Raw genomic sequence first — 18,151 nt, 5'->3', positions numbered from 1 at the left:
TGGCCTCACATCCGGAAGATTCCGAAGCCGCCGCGGACACCTTCGACCGGGGCGGTGTGGATCGCGGACAGGCACATCCCGAGGACGGTCCTGGTGTCGCGCGGGTCGATGACCCCGTCGTCGTACAGGCGCCCGGACAGGAACATCGGCAGCGATTCGGACTCGATCTGCTGCTCGACCATGGCGCGCAGCCCGGCGTCGGCCTCGTCGTCGTAGGGGCGCCCCTTCGCGGCGGCGGAGGCGCGGGCGACGATGGACAGCACCCCGGCGAGCTGCTGCGGCCCCATGACGGCGGACTTGCTGCTGGGCCAGGCGAAGAGGAAGCGCGGGTCGTACGCCCGTCCGCACATGCCGTAGTGCCCGGCCCCGTACGAGGCGCCCATCAGCACGGACAGGTGCGGGACCTTGGAGTTCGACACCGCGTTGATCATCATCGCGCCGTGTTTGATGATGCCGCCCTGCTCGTACTCCTTGCCGACCATGTAGCCGGTGGTGTTGTGCAGAAAAAGCAGGGGGATGTCGCGCTGGTTGGCGAGCTGGATGAACTGGGCGGCCTTCTGCGACTCCTCGCTGAACAGCACCCCTTGCGCATTGGCGAGGATGCCGACGGGATAGCCGTGCAGCGTGGCCCACCCGGTCACCAGGCTGGTCCCGTACAGCGGCTTGAACGCGTCGAAGTCGGAGCCGTCGACGAGCCGGGCAATGACCTCGTGCGGGTCGAAGGGCACCTTCAGATCGCCGGGCACGATGCCGATCAGCTCGTCCTCGTCGTACTTCGGCGGCTGGGCGGGGCCCGGATCCGCGTGTGCTTTACGCCAGTTGAGGCGGGCGACGATCCGGCGGGCCCGGCGCAGCGCGTCCTGCTCATCGACGGCGAAGTGGTCGGCGAGCCCGGAGGTGCGGGCGTGCATCTCGGCGCCGCCGAGCGATTCGTCGTCGCTCTCCTCGCCGGTCGCCATCTTCACCAGGGGCGGCCCGCCGAGGAAGACCTTGGACCGTTCCTTGATCATGACGGTGTGGTCGGACATGCCGGGGACGTACGCCCCACCGGCGGTCGAGTTCCCGAAGACGACGGCCACGGTCGGGATACCGGCCGCCGACAGCCGGGTGAGGTCGCGGAACAGCGCCCCGCCCGGGATGAAGATCTCCTTCTGCGACGGGAGATCGGCACCCCCCGACTCGACGAGGCTGATGCAGGGCAGCCGATTGGCGAAGGCGATCTCGTTCGCCCGCAGGGCCTTCTTCAGGGTCCAGGGGTTGGAGGCGCCGCCGCGTACGGTCGGGTCGTTGGCGGTGATCAGACACTCCACGCCCGACACCACCCCGATTCCGGTGACGAGCGAGGCGCCGACGGTGTACTCGGGGGAGGCACTCCCCCAGGCGGCGAGCGGCGACAGCTCCAGGAACGGGGTGTCCTCGTCGATCAAGAGCTCGATCCGCTCCCGGGCCAGGAGTTTGCCGCGCGAGCGGTGCCGCTCGGTGTACTTCTCACCGCCGCCCGCCTGCGCCTTGGTGTGCTCGTCGGCCAGTTCGTCGAGTTTCGTGAGCATGGCCGCGCGGTTCGCGGCGTATTCGGGACTCGCGGTGTCGAGCCCGGTGGGCAGGACGGTCATGCGTTCACCTCCGGTGCGTGGGCGGCTTCCAGCAGCGATACGGGAATGGGGAGGTGCCGGGACCGCAGCCACTCCCCGACCGCCTTGGCCTGCGGATCGAAGCGGTGCCGGGCGGCGACGCCCTCGCCGAGCAGCCCGTGTACGACGAAGTTCAGGGCACGGAGGTTCGGCAGGACATGGCGTACGACGGTGAGATCGGCGGTCTCCGGCAGCAGCTCCCGGAATCGTTCGACGGTCAGCTCATGGGCCAGCCACCGCCAGGCGTCGTCGCCGACGGCCCACACCCCCACGTTGGCGTCCCCGCCCTTGTCACCGCTGCGGGCGCCCGCGATCCGGCCGAGCGGGGCGGTCCGGGTGGGTGCGTCGGACGGCAGGGGCTCGGGCAGCGGCGGCTCCTCGGCTTCTTGGAGGGGCTGCGTCCGTACGGGGGGCTTCTGGCTCTCCCGCCGCCCGTCCGGGAGTACGGCGACATGCGGGACCTCGTCGGCCGGTACGTACTTCGCCTCGAACACCCCGTATGGTGCGCCCTTTCCGGGCGGGGCGGTGACATGGAAGCCCGGGTAGCTGCCGAGGGCGAGCTCGATCGCCGCGCCGGAGACCGCGCGTCCCACGGCCTCCGGGTCCTGGTCGCGGACGACGAGCCGGAGCAGGGCACCGGCGGTCTCCTCGGTGGGGGCGTCGGCCCGGTCGGTCCGGACCAACTCCCACCGAACTTCGTCCGGTTGGGTTCCAGGCCGGCTGAGCGCCTGTGCGAACTGGTCCTTGACGAGCTGCGCCTTGGCCTCGATGTCCAGCCCTGTGAGCACGAAGTCGACTTCGTTGCGCCAGCCGCCGAGCCGGTTGAGCCCGACTTTGAGGGTGGGCGGCGGGGCCTCACCGCGCACGCCGGTGATCCGTACCCGGTCCGGCCCGTCCTGGGTCAGTCGTACGGTGTCGAGCCGGGCGGTGACGTCCGGTCCGGCGTACCGGGCCCCGCCGGTCTCGTACAACAACTGGGCGGTGACGGTGCCGACATCGACGAAGCCGCCCGTGCCGTCGTGCTTCGTGATGACGGACGACCCGTCGGCGTGGATCTCGGCGAGCGGGAAGCCGGGCCGGCGGATGTCGTGGCCGCGGAAGAAGGAGTAGTTCCCGCCGGTGGCCTGGGTGCCGCACTCCAGGACGTGTCCGGCGACGACGGCCCCGGCGAGGGCGTCGTGGTCGTCCGGTCCCCAGCCGAAGTGGGCGGCGGCGGGCCCGGTGACGAGGGCGGCGTCGGTGACCCGCCCGGTGACGACGACATCGGCGCCGGAGGTGAGGCAGGCGGCGATCCCGGCGCCCCCGAGGTAGGCGTTGGCGGTGAGGCAGCCCTCGGGGACGGGGAGGCTGTCGCCCTCCACATGGGCGACGCGCACCGGCACGCCCACCTTCTGCGCCAGCTCCCGCACGGCGTCGGCGAGTCCGGCCGGATTGAGCCCTCCGGCATTGGTGACGATCTTCACCCCGTGGTCGTGGGCGAGCCCGAGGCCCTCTTCGAGCTGGCGCAGAAAGGTGGTGGCGTACCCGCGTGCGGGGTCCTTGAGGCGGCTCCGGCCGAGGATGAGCATGGTCAGCTCGGCGAGATAGTCCCCGGTGAGGACATCGAGGGGGCCGCCGGTGAGCATCTCGCGCACGGCGTCGAAGCGGTCGCCGTAGAACCCGGAGGCGTTGCCGATCCGCAGCGGTTCGGTCACTTGCCGTCTCCCCGGGGTGTGCGGCCCGGTCCGGCGGGCCCGGCGAACGCCTGGGCGATGTCGAGCCACTGGTCGGCGTCGGGGCCGACCGCCCGGACGGCGAGGTCGTCGCGGTGCGCGCGCTGGGTGACGAGCAGGCAGAAGTCGACGAGCGGGCCGGTGACCCGCTGCGGCGCGTCCTCGGGCCCGAAGACGACCGCCCCGTTTCCCGGGTCTTCGAGCTCGACCCGGAACTCCTCCTCGGGCGCCTTGATCCCCCGTACCAGGTAGGCGTAGTCGCGGGCCCGCACCCCGATCCGGGCGACGTGCCGCAGCCGGGCGGTGGGGGTCCTGGTGACTCCGAGGGCGTCGGCGATGTCCTGGCCGTGCGCCCAGGTCTCCATGATCCGGGCGGTCGCCATGGACGCGACACTCATCGGCGGCCCGTACCAGGGGATGCGGGTGCCCGCCGGGGCCTCCCGCAGCACCGTCTCCAGCCGCTCCCGCCCGGCCCGCCACCGGGCGAGCAGCGCCTGCGGGGCCAGTACGGCGATCTCCTCGGCGCCCCGGTCGACGAAGGAGTCGGGCGCCTCCATGGCCCTGGTCACCTCCCCCGCGAAGGCACCGGCGTCGGTGGCGGCCAGCAGCGCGACCTCGTCGGTCCAGGTGAGATGGGCGATCTGATGCGCGATGCTCCAGCCGGGCGCGGGGGTCCCGGCGGCCCACTGACCGGCACTCAACTCCCGTACCAGCCCGTCGAGTTCATCGCTCTCGTCACGCAGATCGTCGATCACGGCTGCGACATCGGGCACGGTGCGCTCCCCTCGGGCGTGGCGGTGTGCCCAGGAGCATGACAGCGGACCAATAAACAAGCAAGCATGCTTGCATTATTTTCTGCCGCTCGGCCCCTGCCCCCCGGCCGGAGGTACTGGCCGGGTTCCTGCCCGCGCATGCGCGGTGGATGACCAGCGCCTCCTACGACGCGCTGCTCCTGGGCCCTGGCCCGGTGGACGACCTGACGGACGGGCGGTTCTTCCTCGACGCGGCGACGGACACCCTGTACTTCGACACCGTCAACCCGGAATAAGGGCGAACGCGGCCGAGGGTCCGGCAGGTCAGGCGACCACGGCGATGACGACCGCCGAGACCAGGGCGAAGAAGCAGCCCGCCGCGGTGATCACGGCCCTGGCGTGGCGCATGCCGAACGACGGGGCCCGGGTTGTCGCGCCCTCGGGGTTCGCGGCGCTGTAGTAGACGGTCACGAAGTCGCCCTCGGCCGGGACGATGCGCGACTGGCGCTCCTCGAAATCGACGGTGCGCCCGTCGGCCGTACGGAACTCCAGGGTGGGGTGGGTGTACTGGGTGGAGCCGCCCTCGGAGTCCTGGGCCTCCTCGGTGCGCAGGGCGGTGCACCGGGCCTCGGCGGTGAGACCCTCGGCCCAGGCGGCCCGGAGCCGGGGGCCCTGGAGGTTGCGGTCCAGGCCCCTTCCGGACATCACCGCCGCGCCCACGGCGGCGACGAAATAGACAGCGGCGACGATCATGGGCTCCCCCGGCGTGGTCCTGTGTACGGGCCGCCATGCTCCCGTGGACGTGACCGGTCAGCAAGGGCCGGACCACGCCATCGCGTCCGCCGCCCCGCCCCGGGCTTGCCGGACGTCAGGCGAGCTCGTGGGGCTTCCCGCGCCGCGTCTGGCTCCGTACCGCACCCATGCTCGCCCCGATGACGAGGGCGATCGCCAGCGCGTCGGTGGTCGTCAGGGCCTGGTCCAGGATCAGGAAGCCGGCCGTCGCCGCGATGGCCGGTTCCAGGCTCATCAGGATCGCGAAGGTGGGCGCGGGCAGGCGGCGCAGCGCCATGAATTCGAGGGTGTACGGGAGGACCGAGCTCAGCAGCGCCACCAACGCGCCCAGCCCCAGCGTGGACGGGACCAGCAGTTTCGAGCCCGATTCCAGGATGCCGAGGGGCAGTGAGAGGAGCGCGGCAACCGCCAGGGCCAGCGCCAGACCGTCCGCCTGGGGGAAACGGCGGCCGGTGCGGGCGCTGAAGACGATGTACGTGGCCCACATGGCGCCCGCGCCCAGTGCGTACGCGGCGCCCACCGGATCGAGGCGGTCGAAGCCAGCCCCGCTCAGCAGCACGACGCCGCCCAACGCGAGACCGGCCCACACCACGTTGACCAGGCGGCGGGAGGCGATCACCGAGAGGGCCAGCGGGCCCAGCACTTCCAGGGTGACGGCCGCGCCCAGCGGGATGCGGTCGGCGGCCTGGTAGAAGAGCGTGTTCATGCCGCCCATCGCCACCCCGAACGCGAGGACCGTGCCCCAGTCGGCGCGAGAGTGGCCGCGCAGCTTCGGGCGGCAGACGATCAGCATGGCGAGCGCGGCGACGGCCAGGCGCAGGGTGACGACCCCGAGCGCGCCGGCCCGCGGCATCAGCAGAACCGCGATCGCGGAGCCGAACTGGACGGAGAGGCCGCCCGCGACCACCAGCGCGACCGGGGCGAGTGCCGCCCTCCGGCCCTTGGGGCGTGCGGGACCTGCCGCCCCGGCCACGGCGGACACCGCCTCCGGTACGGCGCCGGTCGCGGCCTGCTCCGTGGCCGCCACCCCTGCTGCACTGCGCTGGTCGTTCACCTGCGGTGTTCCTCCCGAGTCCAACAGTGCACTTCAATGCACTTCTCGATATAAGATACTGCACTCTCGGCGCGCGGCACCTCTTCTTAAGGTATGCATCTCCGCTTGGCACATCGCGGCGGGGCGCGGCGTCGGGGTCTCCGCCGCTTCCACCGCCGATGTGCACCCGCACACCGGGGTCGTCCACCGCCCGCTCGTCGGCGCCCCGGCCGTCCCGGTCCTGCTCGCCCGGCGTGACGCCCCCGGACATCCGGCCCTCGCCGGCCTCGCCGCGCCGGCCCGGGAGATCGTGGCGCGGGCCACCCCGGAATGAGCGAACGTCCGTGTGCGGCACCGCGGCCGGGACGCCGCACACGACGCAGGCACCCCGCCCGGCCTGCTCATCCGCCCGGCCTGCTCATCCGCCCACCGGCACCCCCGGCCGGCCGTCGAGCAGGGCCAGTCCCGCCGGTGTGATCGTGTGCAGTACGTGCTTGCCGCGACGCACGCTCAGCAGCAGCCCGCACCGGCGCAGGACCGCGGTGTGCTGGCTGACGGCTGCCGCGGAGATGCCGAGGCGGCGCGCCAGCTCACCGGTCGCACGACCGGCCACGGCGCCCTCCAGGATCGCGGCGCGAGTGCCGCCGATCAAGGAGCCCAGCCCGGCGCCCCGCTCCTCGACGCCGCCCTCCCGCGCCCAGCCGGGCGTGTGCTGGATCGGGTAGGTGAGGACCGGCGCCGCCTCGTCGGAGGCGAGCGTGACCGGCGTGCGGAAACAGAAGAAGGAGGGCTGGAGCAGCAGGCCGCGACCGCCGAGCCACAGGTCGCGCTCGACGGGGTAGTCCGCCTCCAGCACCGGCGGCCGCCACCGCAGCACCGGGCGGAAGCCTCCCAGCAGCCCGTCCGTGCCGCCCCGCAGTACCGCCCGCGCGCGCATGGCCAGGTCGGCCTCCAGCTGTGCCTGAATCCGCGGCCAGAAGGGCGCGAGGACGTTCTGGTGGTACGTGTGCAGGGCGGTGCCCAGTCGGCTCAACGCCTCCGGCGAGCCGTCGGCCAGTGAGCGGTACACCGATGGCAGCGGCCGGGCCCGGCTCCGCGTCATCGCGAGCGCCGCCAGATTGTCGTGCAACGTGGAACGCGGCGTGCCGAGCACGGTCTCGACCGCGTGGTCCAGATCGAACGTACCGCCCAGGTCGGGTGTGAGGAAGTCCGGGAAGTAGCCGACCGGCGGGAGCAACGGGGCCAGCATCAGGCAGACCGGGGTCATCCGCTGTCGGCCCTGGCGCCGCCAGTCGCCGAACATCAGAGGGTTCCTCCCGGTGACCAGCGCCTGGAAACTGTTGACGATCTCCCACATGGGGTCGGGCGCCGCGGCGACGCGGACGCGCGCGATGTCCTCATGGGTGAAGTGCACCCGCAGCAAGGGAACTCCCGTTGTGGTCGCTCGAACGTTGCGCGACGGCACCTGTACGGCAAGGGCTCGCCGGGTGGATCCGGAGTGCGGCCTCTCAGCCGTCACATACGTCGAGCAGTCCGGCCGGTGGCCGACGCCCGCCTTCCGGTGCGGCCTGATACATGCGACCCCCCGAGGTGTGGCTTGCCCCTTCACCTTCGACGCCGGGCAAGGGGCGAGCAAGACAGAGTGAGGGAGATGTCCGGAAAACGCGCTTCTCTGACATTTCTTCGATGTTGTACCGCTCGCCGCCCAGAATGCCCGTTCGATGCGGTACCCCGCCTGTGCGCCGGACGCTTAAGCGACAGCTTCAACGTGTGGCACCGGTTCGTCCGCCGACGGCAGCCTGTCACCGCGAACAGGGACACAGAAGGACAGAACGGAGTCCGGTTCGCACCCGTACGCGGACTTCGCGTGCGTGCCGTTCCGACAGGGGGGTTCCTCACATGCGACACAAGCGCTCACTCATCGGCGCCATCAGCGCCCTGATCCTCGCCCTCACGGCCGGCGTCACCGCCGGCTCCGCCCAGGCCGCCGCGCCTCTCGACCGGGGGGACGCCGGACAGGTCCTGAGGGCGCCGGCCGCTCCCGCAGGGGCCGCGGTCGCGTCGCCCCAGGGGCTGGCCGCGGTTTCTCCGAGCGTCAGCCCGTCCGCCACGTCCCAGCACGTGGCACCAGGCGGGACCTTCTACTGCGACAGCGGCAACCTCTGTGCCGCGGTCTGGGACCCCACGACTGCCAACTGGGAGATCTTCCACCTCTACGACTGCAACCGGTACTACCTGTCCAACTGGGGGAACACCGGCTACTACTGGAACCTGCAGACCGGCAACCCGACCTCGACCTTCTACGGTCAGTCCGGCAATGTCATCAAGACCTTCAAGCCGTTCAGCGAAAGGCGGCAGCAGGACTGGAACCCCGTCTGGTCCATCCGTAACTGCTGACCGCGCGCCCGGACACACCTCGCACTCGCCCGGCCCCGGTCGCCATCGACCGGGGCCGGGCCCGTGTGCGCGCGCCCCCGCCCGGCGCTCGTGCTCAGTCCTCGGTCATCCCCTCCGCCAGCACCTCCGCGAGGTGCCGGGCCCGCACCCCGCCCAGCTGCTCCAGCTGCGTGCGGCAGGAGAAGCCGTCCGCCAGGAACTCCGTGCCTGGCTCCGCGGCCCGTACCGACGGCAGCAGGGTCTCCTCCGCACAGGCCGCCGATACCGTCCAGTGGCCCCGTTCGAAGCCGAAGTTCCCGGCCAGTCCGCAGCAGCCGCCGCTCAACTCGCCGGTCAGCCCGGCCCGTTCACGCAGGCGACGGTCCGCCGCGTCACCCAGGACCGCATGCTGGTGGCAGTGGGTCTGGCCGGTGGCCGGGCGGTCCAGGCGCGGTGGCTGCCAGTCGGGGGCGTACTCCTCCAGGTACTGCGCCAACGTCCGGACCGAACCCGCGAGTTCGGCCGCGCGCGGGTCGTCGGGGAGGAGCTCGGGCAGGTCCGTGCGGAGAGTCGCGGCGCAGCTCGGTTCGAGGACGACGAGCGGGTCGCCGAGACAGACGCCCATCCGGTCCAGGGTTCGGCGCATGACCTTGCGGGCCTTGTCGAGCTGTCCCGTGGAGACGTACGTGAGGCCGCAGCACACGCCCCGGCCGGGGTACACGGCTGTGCGGCCCGCCGCCTCAAGAACCCGGACCGCCGCCTTTCCGACCTCCGGGGAGAGGTACGTCGTGAAAGTGTCCGGCCAGACGGTCACCATCCGGGCCCTCCACTGGTCGCTCGACAGGATCCGCGTCTTCCCGTCCCAGCCCCTGCGGACCCATCGGTTGAACGTCTCCCGCGCCAGTACCGGGAGGGTGCGCTCCGGAGCGATGCCCGCCAGCCGTTTGGCCAGGGATGCCAGCGGGCCCACCCGGGCCAGGGCGTTCAGGACGGGTGCGAACGGGGCCGCCGCACGCAGCCATGCCGGCAGCCGTCCCATCGTGTAGTGGGCGGCCGGGCGCAGCCGCCCCCGGTGTTGGTGGTGCAGGAACTCCGCCTTGTACGTGGCCATGTCGACGCCCACCGGGCAGTCGCTGCGGCAGCCCTTGCAGGACAGGCAGAGATCGAGCGCGTCGCGCACCTCCGTCGACCGCCAGCCGTCCGTGATCACCTCGCCCGCAAGCATCTCGTGCAGCAGCCGGGCCCGGCCGCGGGTGGAGTGGGCCTCCTCGCCGGTCGCCCGGAACGACGGGCACATCACGCCCGCGCCCGGCGGCTGTGTCGTACGGCACTTGGCGACGCCCACGCATCTGCGTACCGCCGCGGAGAAGTCGCCGCCGTCGTGCGGGTAGCCGAACGTGACGTCCACCGGGCGCTTCGGCAGCGACTCGAAGCGGAGGTTCTCGTCGAGCCGGGCGGGGCGGGTGAGGATGCCGGGGTTCATTCCGCCGTACGGGTCCCAGATTTCCTTGAACCGGGAGAAGAGGGCGACCAGTTCGTCTCCGTACATGCGAGGGAGCAGTTCGGCGCGGGCCTGGCCGTCGCCGTGTTCCCCGCTCAGTGATCCGCCGTGCGCGACGACCAGGTCCGCCAGCTCCTCGGAGAATCGGCGGAAGCGGGCCACTCCCTCGGGGTCCAGCAGGTCGAAGTCGATCCGGACGTGGATGCAGCCGTCGCCGAAGTGCCCGTACGGGGTGCCTCGCAGCCCATGGGCGCCGAGCAGGGCGCGGAAGTCCCGGAGGTACGGACCGAGGCGGGCGGGCGGGACGGCGCAGTCCTCCCAGCCGGGCCAGGCCTCCGTACCGTCCGGCATCCGGGTTGCTGTGCCGGCGGCGTCCTCACGGATGCGCCACAGGGCCCGCTGTCCGGCCGGGTCGGTGACGACCGTGCCGGCCCGCGCGTCGGCCGCCCGCAGGACGCGTTCGGCGTGCGCCCGCGCCTCGGCCGGGGTGGCGCCGCCGGTCTCGACGAAGAGCCAGGCACCGCCGTGCGGCAGCCCGGCCGGTTCCCGTACGAGATCGGCGGCCATGCCCTCCACTGTCAGGGGGTGGTGCGGGAGCAGGCCGGGAGCCGCTTCGGCGGCCGCGGACTCGTCGGTGTAGGCGAGTACGGCGAGCGCGCGGGCCGCCGGTGCCTCGACCAGTCGTACGGTCGCTTCCGTCACCACACCGAGCGTGCCCTCGCTGCCGCAGAAGGCGCGGGCCAGGTCGGTTCCGCGCTCGGGCAGGAGTGCGTCCAGGGCGTATCCGGCGATACGGCGCGGGAGGTCAGGGAATCCGGTGCGCAGGAGGGCGAGGTTCTCGCCGATGAGTTCGGAGAGTCCGATGAGTCCGGAGAGTCCGGAGAGTCCGGAGGCGGATTCGGCCTCCCCGGCCCGGGCCGCCCGCAGTGTGCCGCCGCCGTAGCGGGCCACGGTCAGGGCGTGCACATTGTCGGCCGTGGTGCCCCACGCGACCGAGTGCGCGCCGCAGGAGTTGTTGCCGATCATGCCGCCCAGCGTGCAGCGGCTGTGCGTGGAGGGGTCGGGTCCGAAGGTGAGGCCGTGCGGGGCGGCGGCGGTGCGCAGGTCGTCCAGGATCACGCCCGGCTGGACGACCGCGGTACGGGATTCGGCGTCCAGTTCGACGATCTTTTGCATATGACGGGTGAGGTCGAGGACGACACCGGTGCCGGTGGCCTGCCCGGCGATGGAGGTGCCGCCGCCGCGCGGAACCACGGGCACGGCGTGTGCGCGGCAGACGGCGAGCGCGGCGGCCACGTCGTCGGCGTCGCGCGGGGTGACGACGCCGAGCGGTACGCGGCGGTAGTTGGAGGCGTCCATCGTCGTCAGCGCCCGTGCGGTGGGACCGAAGTCGACCTCGCCGCGGACCGCGGCGCTCAGGGCCTGTGCGAGTGCGGCGCGTTCCGTCGGTTCGTGATGTGCGGCCATGGGCCCAGGATGCCGTTGATCCGGTCACTCGGCGGTCTCACGCCCGCGCGAGTCCCCCCGAATACGTCAATACGCCGGAATACGTCGGACTCGTAGTCACATACGTGACAGAAAACGCCACAAGCTCTTCCCAAAAAGAGCGTCAATTCTCATATAGTGACCCCGACTTACCTAGGAATTATCAACTCCAGTTGCCGCATTCACCCCTGTCGTGCCGAACTGTCCCGATCAGACCTGCCCGCCTTGTCCGCCCCGTCCGTCACCAAGGACCCCACTTGAGCCCCTCATCCCGGCCGACCGCACTGGCCCTGCTGATCTCACTGGCCGTCACCGGGTCCCTGTGCCTGTGGGCGGTAGTCGCTGCCCCCGACTCGGTACGGACCACGCTGGCCTGGGGAGCGGGCGCCGCCGCCGTACTGCTGTCCGCCGCCGTGGCCACCGCCGTCCATGCCCGCGCCACCGCAAACCGTTTGCGCGCCCGTCTCGCGGCGGAGGCCCAGCGGTTCACCGGCGAGATCAGCCGGCTCGTCTCGGCCTCGGCGGCCGAGGGCCAGCGGTTCACCGCCGAGACCGCCCGGATCAAGGCCGCCGCCGAGGCCGAGACCGCACGGGTCACCTCGCAGGCCGTCGCCGAGTCCGAACGGCTCAGCGCCGAGGTCGAGCGGCTCACCGCCCGCGCCGCCCGCAGCGACGCCGAGCGTTCCGCCGCTGTCGCCGCCTGTGCCAACGCCGCGGGGCGGATGCAGGCCCTGGCCACCAGCATGCTCGCCGACCTGCGCGAGATGGAGCACCGGCACGCCGCCGAGGACGTGCTCGGCGATCTGCTCCATCTGGACCACCGCACCGCCCAGGCAGGCCGGCTCGCCGACTCCATCGCCGTGCTGACCGGCGCCCGCTCCGGACGGCGCTGGGCGAAGCCGATCGTGATGGAGTCGATCCTGCGCGGCGCGATGGGCCGGATCAGCGGCTATCAGCGGGTACGTCTCCACTCGACCAGCGATGTCGCGGTCGCCGGCCACGCCGCCGAGGGCGTCATGCACGCACTCGCCGAACTTCTCGACAACGCCGCCAACTTCTCGCCGCCCACGGCGGAGGTCCATGTGTACGTCGAGGACGTGCCGGCCGGCATCGTCCTGACCGTCGAGGACAGCGGCCTGGTCATGAGCGATGTGCAGCTGCGCCGCGCCGAGCGCGCGGTGTCGGCCACCAACCAGGACCTGACGGGTCTTTCCGGCACCCGGCTCGGCCTCGCCGTCGTCGGCCGGCTGGCCCGTAAGCACGGTCTGACCGTGTCGTTCCGGCCGTCCGCGCGCGGTGGTACGGGCGCTCTGATGATGCTCCCGCAGGAGCTCCTCACCCGGACTCCGGTGCCGGTCCCGGAGCCGACGCCCCGGCTGACATCCGAGCCGGCGTCCGAGCCGGAACCCGCTCACGAAACGGCGGACATGACAACAACGGAGACCGACCCCGCCCTCTCGGACTCCCCCGCGTCCGAGACCACCGGCAACCTCCCCCGGTTCGGTGAGAGCGGGCTCCCCAAGCGTGCCCGCGGCCGCACCCTCGCCGCCGCCGAGGCCCGTACCAACGCGGGCGGTGCCACCGAAACCCCCCGGCCCCGTACCGCCGACCCCAAGGAACAGGCAGCCCGCTTCAGCAGCTTCCGCCAGGCTGTTCGGGCCAACTCCCCGCACCCGGAAGAAGGCAACACCCGATGACCGCGACCACCGACGAGAAGCTCAACTGGCTGCTGGAGGGGCTCCTGGAGCGCACCCCCGGCACCCGACATGCCCTCGTCCTGTCCAGGGACGGCCTCAAGCTGTGCCGTACCCCCGAGCTCTCCGTCGACCAGGCCGACCAACTGGCCGCGATCTCGGCCGGTATCCAGAGCCTGTCGCACGGCGCGTCCGTCGAGTTCGGTGACGGCACCGGCGGCGTACGGTCCGCGATGGCCGAGTTCTACGGCGGTGTGCTGTTCATCGTCGAGGCGGGCGCGGGCGCCCATCTCGCGGTCGTCGCCTCCGAGGACGCCGACGTCGGCTTCATCGGCCACAACATGAGCGAACTCGTCGAGCAGCTCGGCGAGCACCTGAGCGCCCCGCCGCGCTCCCCCTCGGCCCCCGAGGCCACCGCAGTCGTCGACGCGACAGCGGACGTATGACCCGCCCCCGTCCCGGCCGGGACGACGACCCGGACCGGCTGTACACCCTCACCGGTGGCCGCAGCCGGTCCGATTCGGACGCTTTCGACCTGGTGACGCTGGTCGTCTCCGAGTGCGAGCCGACCCCCGGCATGCAGTCGGAGCACGTCGCGATCCTGCGGATGTGCCAGCTGCCCACCGCGGTCGTGGAGATCGCGGCGGGCCTCGGCCTGCCCGTCAGCATCGTCCGGATCATGCTGTCCGATCTGCTGGACACCGGCCGGATCAGCGCCCGTCACCCCCGTACCGCCCGTGTCGCGGACCGGCTCCCCGACCCCGACATCCTGGAACAGGTGCTCGTTGGACTCCGCAATCTCTGACCGTGCCGCCCTGCGGGCGACGGCCGACAACGGACTGAAGATCGTCGTCGTCGGCGGCTTCGGGGTCGGCAAGACCACCATGGTCCGCTCCGTCAGCGAGATCCGTCCGCTGAACACGGAAGAGACCATGACCCGCGCGGGTGAGGCCGTCGACCATCTCGACGGTGTGCAGTCGAAGACGTCCACAACCGTCGCCTTCGACTTCGGCCGGATCTCGCTCGACGAACGCTCGGTGCTGTATCTCTTCGGCGCCCCCGGCCAGGAACGGTTCTGGTTCCTGTGGGACCGGCTGTTCTCGGGCACGCTCGGTGCCGTCGTCCTCGTCGACACCCGCAGGCTCGCCGACTCCTGGTACGCCATCGACCGCCTGGAGCACCACGGCACGCCGTTCATCGTGGCGTGCAACGACTTCGGCGGCCCGCTCCACACCGAACAGCAGATACGGGAGGCGCTCGACCTCTCGGACGACGTACCCCTGGTGGAGTGCGACGCCCGGGACCGTTCCTCCAGCAAGTACGTACTGATCACGCTGGTCGAGCACCTGCACACCCTGTCGCGCGGCAGGGCCTCGGCGCCGTCCGCCACCACGCCTGCCGACCCGTCCGCCGCCCGTCCGGAGATCGCGCCGGAGAAGACCCCGGAGCCCACCTCGTGACCCAGCCCCCGGCGCCACCCACCGGCTGCCCCGTGTCCCAGGGCCGCGCGCCGCTCTCCGGCCCCCGGTTCCAGACCGAACCGACCCGGCTGTACCGGGAGATGCGCCGCGACCACGGGGCCGTGGCACCCGTCGTCCTGGACGGCGACGTCCCCGCCTGGCTGGTGCTCGGCTACCGCGAACTGCACCAGCTCACCAGCGACCCGGTGCTGTTCAGCCGCGACTCCGACCTGTGGAACCAGTGGGACCGCATCCCCGACGACTGGCCGCTGCTCCCCATGATCGGCCGCAAGCAGCCGTCCATCCTCTACACGGTCGGCCCCCGGCACACCGAACGCGCCGAAATGATCAGCAATGCCCTGGAGGCCGTCGACCCGTTCGCGCTCAAGCGGTACGCGGAGGAGTTCGCCGACACTCTCGTCGACGAGTTCTGCACCACGGGCGAAACCGACATCATCGCCGACTACGCGATGCTGCTCCCCGCCCTCGTACTGGCGAAGATCTACGGCTTCAACGACGCCATCGGCCACGCGCTCGTCGGCTCGCTCAACGACATGATCGACGGCCGGGAGCGGGCGCTGGCCGGCCAGCAGCACCTCGCCTCGTCCATGTTCCAGCTGCTGGCCGACAAGCACACCGAGCCCGGTGACGACGTCGCCTCGCGGATGATCGCCGACCGCGGCGGCTTCACCGACGAGGAGGTCGCGCAGGACCTGATGGTCATGATGGCGGCGGGCCACCAGCCGACCGCCGACTGGATCGGCAACTCGCTGCGGCTGATGCTCACCGACGACCGGTTCGCCGCCTCCCTCTCGGGCGGCCGGCACAGCGTCGCCGAAGCGATGAACGAGGTGCTCTGGGAGGACACTCCATCGCAGAACATCGCGGGCCGCTGGGCATCGCGCGACACCCATCTCGGCGGCCGCCTCATCCAGGCGGGCGACCTGCTGCTGCTGGGCATCGCCGCTGCCAACGCGGACCCGCAGGTCCGCACCGACGGTTCCGCGCTGACCGGCGGCAACAACGCGTTCCTCTCCTTCGGTCACGGCGAGCACCGCTGCCCGTTCCCGGCCCAGGAGACCGCCGAGGTCATCGCCCGTACCGGCATCGAGGTGCTGCTGGACCGGCTCCCGGACATCGACCTCGCCGTCCCCGCCGGGCAGCTCACCCGGCGCCCGTCCCCGTGGCTGCGGGGCCTGACGGACCTGCCGGTGGCCTTCACGCCCACCCCCGCCATCGGAGGCCAGAAATGACTCGGATCGCCCTCGATGCCTTTGTCACCGACCTGGACGGCGAGAGCGCCCGGCTGCGGGCGGCGGGCCCGCTCGCCGAGGTGGAACTGCCGGGCGGGGTGCACTGCTACGCGGTCACCCACCACGCCGAGGCGCGGCAGCTTCTCACCGACAGCCGGATCGTGAAGGACATCAACGTCTGGGGCGCCTGGCAGCGCGGCGAGATACCCATGGACTGGCCGCTGATCGGCCTCGCCAACCCGGGCCGCTCCATGCTCACGGTCGACGGCACGGACCACCGCCGGCTGCGCACCCTGGTCGCACAGGCACTGACCGTGAAGCGGGTGGAGCGGCTGCGGGCCGGCATCGAGGCGCTGACCAAGGCGAGCCTGGACCGGCTGGCCGCGCTGCCGAAGGGCGAGCGGGTCGACCTGAAGGCGGAGTTCGCGTATCCGCTGCCGATGAACGTGATCAGCGAGCTGATGGGCGTGGACAGCGCGGACCACCCGCGGCTGAAGGAGCTCTTCGAGAAGTTCTTCTCGACGCAGACACCGCCGGCGGAGGTCCCTCAGATGATGGCGGACCTCGGCGCGCTCTTCACGAAGATCGTCGACTCCAAGCGGGAGAACCCTGGTGACGACCTCACCAGCGCCCTGATCGTGGCCTCCGAGGACGGCGACCACCTCACCGACGAGGAGATCGTCAACACCCTCCAGCTGATCATCACGGCCGGTCACGAGACCACGATCAGCCTGATCGTGAACGCGGTCGTCGCGCTCCAGACACACCCCGAGCAGCGCACGCAGGTGCTGAACGGAGACGTGCCGTGGGAGAACGTGATCGAGGAGACCCTGCGCTGGAACACGCCCACTTCGCATGTACTGATCCGGTTCGCCACTGAGGACGTCAAGGTGGGCGACAAGGTCCTGCCGAAGGGCGAGGCACTGATCGTCTCGTTCGGCGCGCTCGGCCGCGACGAGGCGCAGCACGGGCCGACGGCCGGTGACTTCGACATCACCCGCTCCCCCAACCGCCACATCGCGTTCGGCCACGGCGCGCACGTCTGCCCGGGTGCGGCACTGTCCCGGCTGGAGGCGGGGGTGGCGCTGCCCGCGCTGTACGAGCGGTTCCCCGAGCTGGAACTCGCCGTCCCGGCGGCCGAGCTGCGGAACAAGCCGATCGTCACCCAGAACGACCTGCACGACCTGCCGGTGGAACTGGGCTGACCGGACTTCTCGTACGCCGTCCACGGCCCGGAGCGTGCGTCTCATCCGACGGACACGGTCCTCGACCGTGTCCGTGAGGTACTACGCTCCGGTTCGTGGCCGATATCCAGATTCCCGCTGACATCAAGCCCGCCGACGGACGCTTCGGCGCCGGTCCTTCCAAGGTGCGGACGGAGGCGCTCGACGCGCTGGCCGCCACCGGTACGTCTCTTCTCGGTACGTCCCACCGCCAGGCCCCGGTCAAGAACCTGGTCGGCGCGGTACGTCAGGGCGTGCGCGACCTCTTCTCCCTCCCCGAGGGCTACGAGGTGATCCTGGGCAACGGCGGCTCCACCGCCTTCTGGGACATCGCGACGCACGGACTCATCGAGACGAAGTCCCAGCACCTCACCTTCGGCGAGTTCTCGTCGAAGTTCGCGAAGGCCGCCAAGCTCGCCCCGTGGCTGGCCGACCCGACCGTGATCGCCTCCGACCCGGGCACCCACCCGGACCCGCAGGCCGAGGCGGGCGTCGATGTCTACGCGTTCACGCACAACGAGACCTCGACCGGTGTCGCCGCGCCGGTCAAGCGCGTCGCGGGCGCCGACGAGGGCTCCCTGGTCCTCGTGGACGCCACCTCCGGCGCGGGCGGCCTGCCGGTCGACATCACCGAGTCGGACGTCTACTACTTCGCCCCGCAGAAGTCCTTCGCCTCCGACGGCGGCCTCTGGATCGGCGTCTTCTCCCCGGCAGCCCTGGAGCGCGCCGCGCGCATCCACGCGTCGGGCCGCCACATCCCGGAGTTCTTCAGCCTGCCCACGGCGATCGACAACTCCCTCAAGAACCAGACGTACAACACCCCGGCCCTGGCCACGCTCTTCCTCCTGAACGAGCAGCTGAACTGGCTGAACACCCAGGGCGGCCTGGACTTCTCGGTCCGCCGCACGGCCACCTCGGCGCGGAACCTGTACGGCTGGGCGGAGGAGTCCAAGTACGCGACCCCGTTCGTCACCGACCCGGCGAAGCGCTCCCAGGTCATCGGCACGATCGACTTCGCGGACGAGATCGACGCCTCGGCCGTCGCCAAGGCGCTGCGCGCCAACGGGATCGTCGACACCGAGCCGTACCGCAAGCTGGGCCGCAACCAGCTGCGCGTGGCGATGTTCCCGGCGATCGACCCGTCGGACATCCAGGCCCTGACGGCCTGCGTCGACTACGTGATCGAGAAGCTGTAACGAGCAGCTGTACGCCTCCGAGGCGCCTGCGGTACGGGATCCG

17 protein-coding genes are annotated in these 18,151 nt (G+C 71.5%); 10 read left to right on the top strand and 7 right to left on the bottom strand.

Going from position 1 to position 18,151, the window contains the following annotated elements:
• Positions 1 to 5 precede the first annotated feature (5 nt).
• From ABTZ94_RS21190 to ABTZ94_RS21180, 3 genes are read right to left on the bottom strand one after another with little or no spacing between them, the layout of a single operon-like run.
• On the bottom strand, positions 6 to 1,613 hold the full coding sequence (locus tag ABTZ94_RS21190; RefSeq protein ID WP_351202604.1) for an acyl-CoA carboxylase subunit beta: 1,608 nt from the start codon (positions 1,611 to 1,613) through the stop codon (positions 6 to 8).
• Positions 1,610 to 3,325 (bottom strand): acyclic terpene utilization AtuA family protein, encoded by a 1,716-nt coding sequence (locus tag ABTZ94_RS21185; protein ID WP_351202603.1) that lies wholly within the window; start codon positions 3,323 to 3,325, stop codon positions 1,610 to 1,612. Before ABTZ94_RS21185 ends, ABTZ94_RS21190 begins: the two co-directional genes overlap by 4 nt.
• Complete coding sequence (locus ABTZ94_RS21180; RefSeq protein WP_351202602.1) at positions 3,322 to 4,116, bottom strand: TIGR03084 family metal-binding protein; 795 nt, start codon at positions 4,114 to 4,116, stop codon at positions 3,322 to 3,324. The genes ABTZ94_RS21185 and ABTZ94_RS21180 overlap by 4 nt, the downstream gene beginning before the upstream one ends.
• Before the next feature lie 149 nt (positions 4,117 to 4,265).
• On the opposite strand from ABTZ94_RS21180, the gene ABTZ94_RS21175 reads away from it, so the two are divergent.
• Complete coding sequence (locus tag ABTZ94_RS21175) at positions 4,266 to 4,391, top strand: hypothetical protein (protein ID WP_351202601.1); 126 nt, start codon at positions 4,266 to 4,268, stop codon at positions 4,389 to 4,391.
• A 28-nt stretch (positions 4,392 to 4,419) separates the two neighbouring features.
• Here the strand turns inward: ABTZ94_RS21175 and ABTZ94_RS21170 are convergent, their stop codons facing one another.
• Both ABTZ94_RS21170 and ABTZ94_RS21165 read right to left on the bottom strand, forming a co-directional pair.
• Positions 4,420 to 4,848, bottom strand: a complete 429-nt coding sequence (locus tag ABTZ94_RS21170) for a DUF3592 domain-containing protein (protein WP_351202600.1) — start codon at positions 4,846 to 4,848, stop codon at positions 4,420 to 4,422.
• Between the two features lie 115 nt (positions 4,849 to 4,963).
• A complete protein-coding gene (locus tag ABTZ94_RS21165; RefSeq protein ID WP_351202599.1) occupies positions 4,964 to 5,941 on the bottom strand; it encodes an EamA family transporter in 978 nt (325 codons plus the stop codon).
• 160 nt (positions 5,942 to 6,101) lie between these two features.
• Here ABTZ94_RS21165 and ABTZ94_RS21160 point away from each other — a divergent pair, with 160 nt between their 5' ends.
• Complete coding sequence (locus ABTZ94_RS21160) at positions 6,102 to 6,254, top strand: hypothetical protein (protein ID WP_502967279.1); 153 nt, start codon at positions 6,102 to 6,104, stop codon at positions 6,252 to 6,254.
• 84 nt (positions 6,255 to 6,338) lie between these two features.
• Here the strand turns inward: ABTZ94_RS21160 and ABTZ94_RS21155 are convergent, their stop codons facing one another.
• Positions 6,339 to 7,334 (bottom strand): ArsR/SmtB family transcription factor, encoded by a 996-nt coding sequence (locus ABTZ94_RS21155; RefSeq protein ID WP_351202612.1) that lies wholly within the window; start codon positions 7,332 to 7,334, stop codon positions 6,339 to 6,341.
• Positions 7,335 to 7,819: 485 nt separating this feature from the next.
• Here ABTZ94_RS21155 and ABTZ94_RS21150 point away from each other — a divergent pair, with 485 nt between their 5' ends.
• Positions 7,820 to 8,317 carry a hypothetical protein gene (locus ABTZ94_RS21150; protein ID WP_351202598.1) on the top strand — a complete coding sequence of 166 codons (498 nt, stop codon included), beginning with the start codon at positions 7,820 to 7,822 and terminating at the stop codon, positions 8,315 to 8,317.
• Positions 8,318 to 8,411: 94 nt separating this feature from the next.
• Here ABTZ94_RS21150 and ABTZ94_RS21145 read toward each other — a convergent pair whose 3' ends face one another.
• Positions 8,412 to 11,264 carry an FAD-binding and (Fe-S)-binding domain-containing protein gene (locus ABTZ94_RS21145; protein ID WP_351202597.1) on the bottom strand — a complete coding sequence of 951 codons (2,853 nt, stop codon included), beginning with the start codon at positions 11,262 to 11,264 and terminating at the stop codon, positions 8,412 to 8,414.
• A gap of 275 nt (positions 11,265 to 11,539) precedes the next feature.
• On the opposite strand from ABTZ94_RS21145, the gene ABTZ94_RS21140 reads away from it, so the two are divergent.
• The 7 genes from ABTZ94_RS21140 (at position 11,540) to serC (ending at position 18,108) form a co-directional block, all read left to right on the top strand.
• The gene (locus tag ABTZ94_RS21140; protein ID WP_351202596.1) at positions 11,540 to 12,979 is read left to right on the top strand and encodes a sensor histidine kinase; all 1,440 of its coding nucleotides are present in this window, start codon (positions 11,540 to 11,542) and stop codon (positions 12,977 to 12,979) included.
• On the top strand, positions 12,976 to 13,422 hold the full coding sequence (locus ABTZ94_RS21135; protein WP_351202595.1) for a roadblock/LC7 domain-containing protein: 447 nt from the start codon (positions 12,976 to 12,978) through the stop codon (positions 13,420 to 13,422). Before ABTZ94_RS21140 ends, ABTZ94_RS21135 begins: the two co-directional genes overlap by 4 nt.
• A complete protein-coding gene (locus ABTZ94_RS21130; RefSeq protein ID WP_351202594.1) occupies positions 13,419 to 13,781 on the top strand; it encodes a DUF742 domain-containing protein in 363 nt (120 codons plus the stop codon). Before ABTZ94_RS21135 ends, ABTZ94_RS21130 begins: the two co-directional genes overlap by 4 nt.
• Positions 13,762 to 14,436: a GTP-binding protein gene (locus tag ABTZ94_RS21125; RefSeq protein ID WP_351202593.1), complete on the top strand. Its 675-nt coding sequence runs from the start codon at positions 13,762 to 13,764 to the stop codon at positions 14,434 to 14,436. The genes ABTZ94_RS21130 and ABTZ94_RS21125 overlap by 20 nt, the downstream gene beginning before the upstream one ends.
• Positions 14,433 to 15,689 (top strand): cytochrome P450, encoded by a 1,257-nt coding sequence (locus tag ABTZ94_RS21120; protein ID WP_351202592.1) that lies wholly within the window; start codon positions 14,433 to 14,435, stop codon positions 15,687 to 15,689. The genes ABTZ94_RS21125 and ABTZ94_RS21120 overlap by 4 nt, the downstream gene beginning before the upstream one ends.
• Entirely contained in the window at positions 15,686 to 16,894 is a 1,209-nt protein-coding gene (locus tag ABTZ94_RS21115) for a cytochrome P450 family protein (protein WP_351202591.1), read from the top strand. The genes ABTZ94_RS21120 and ABTZ94_RS21115 overlap by 4 nt, the downstream gene beginning before the upstream one ends.
• A 95-nt stretch (positions 16,895 to 16,989) precedes the next feature.
• A complete protein-coding gene (serC, locus tag ABTZ94_RS21110) occupies positions 16,990 to 18,108 on the top strand; it encodes a phosphoserine transaminase (RefSeq protein WP_351202590.1) in 1,119 nt (372 codons plus the stop codon).
• The last annotated feature ends 43 nt before the right edge of the window (positions 18,109 to 18,151 follow it).

This window comes from Streptomyces sp. NPDC002785, assembly GCF_040295565.1.
Lineage (GTDB): Bacteria > Actinomycetota > Actinomycetes > Streptomycetales > Streptomycetaceae > Streptomyces.
This window is presented reverse-complemented; position numbering and strand designations above follow the sequence as displayed.

What these genes read in the sequence shown, in the direction of transcription:
- ABTZ94_RS21175 (WP_351202601.1), top strand. Translation starts at nt 4,266, where the DNA reads ATGACCAGCGCCTCCTACGACGCGCTGCTCCTGGGCCCTGGCCCGGTG.
- ABTZ94_RS21190 (WP_351202604.1), bottom strand. Translation starts at nt 1,613, where the DNA reads ATGACCGTCCTGCCCACCGGGCTCGACACCGCGAGTCCCGAATACGCC.
- ABTZ94_RS21145 (WP_351202597.1), bottom strand. Translation starts at nt 11,264, where the DNA reads ATGGCCGCACATCACGAACCGACGGAACGCGCCGCACTCGCACAGGCC.
- ABTZ94_RS21115 (WP_351202591.1), top strand. Translation starts at nt 15,686, where the DNA reads ATGACTCGGATCGCCCTCGATGCCTTTGTCACCGACCTGGACGGCGAG.
- ABTZ94_RS21130 (WP_351202594.1), top strand. Translation starts at nt 13,419, where the DNA reads ATGACCCGCCCCCGTCCCGGCCGGGACGACGACCCGGACCGGCTGTAC.
- ABTZ94_RS21170 (WP_351202600.1), bottom strand. Translation starts at nt 4,848, where the DNA reads ATGATCGTCGCCGCTGTCTATTTCGTCGCCGCCGTGGGCGCGGCGGTG.
- ABTZ94_RS21150 (WP_351202598.1), top strand. Translation starts at nt 7,820, where the DNA reads ATGCGACACAAGCGCTCACTCATCGGCGCCATCAGCGCCCTGATCCTC.
- ABTZ94_RS21135 (WP_351202595.1), top strand. Translation starts at nt 12,976, where the DNA reads ATGACCGCGACCACCGACGAGAAGCTCAACTGGCTGCTGGAGGGGCTC.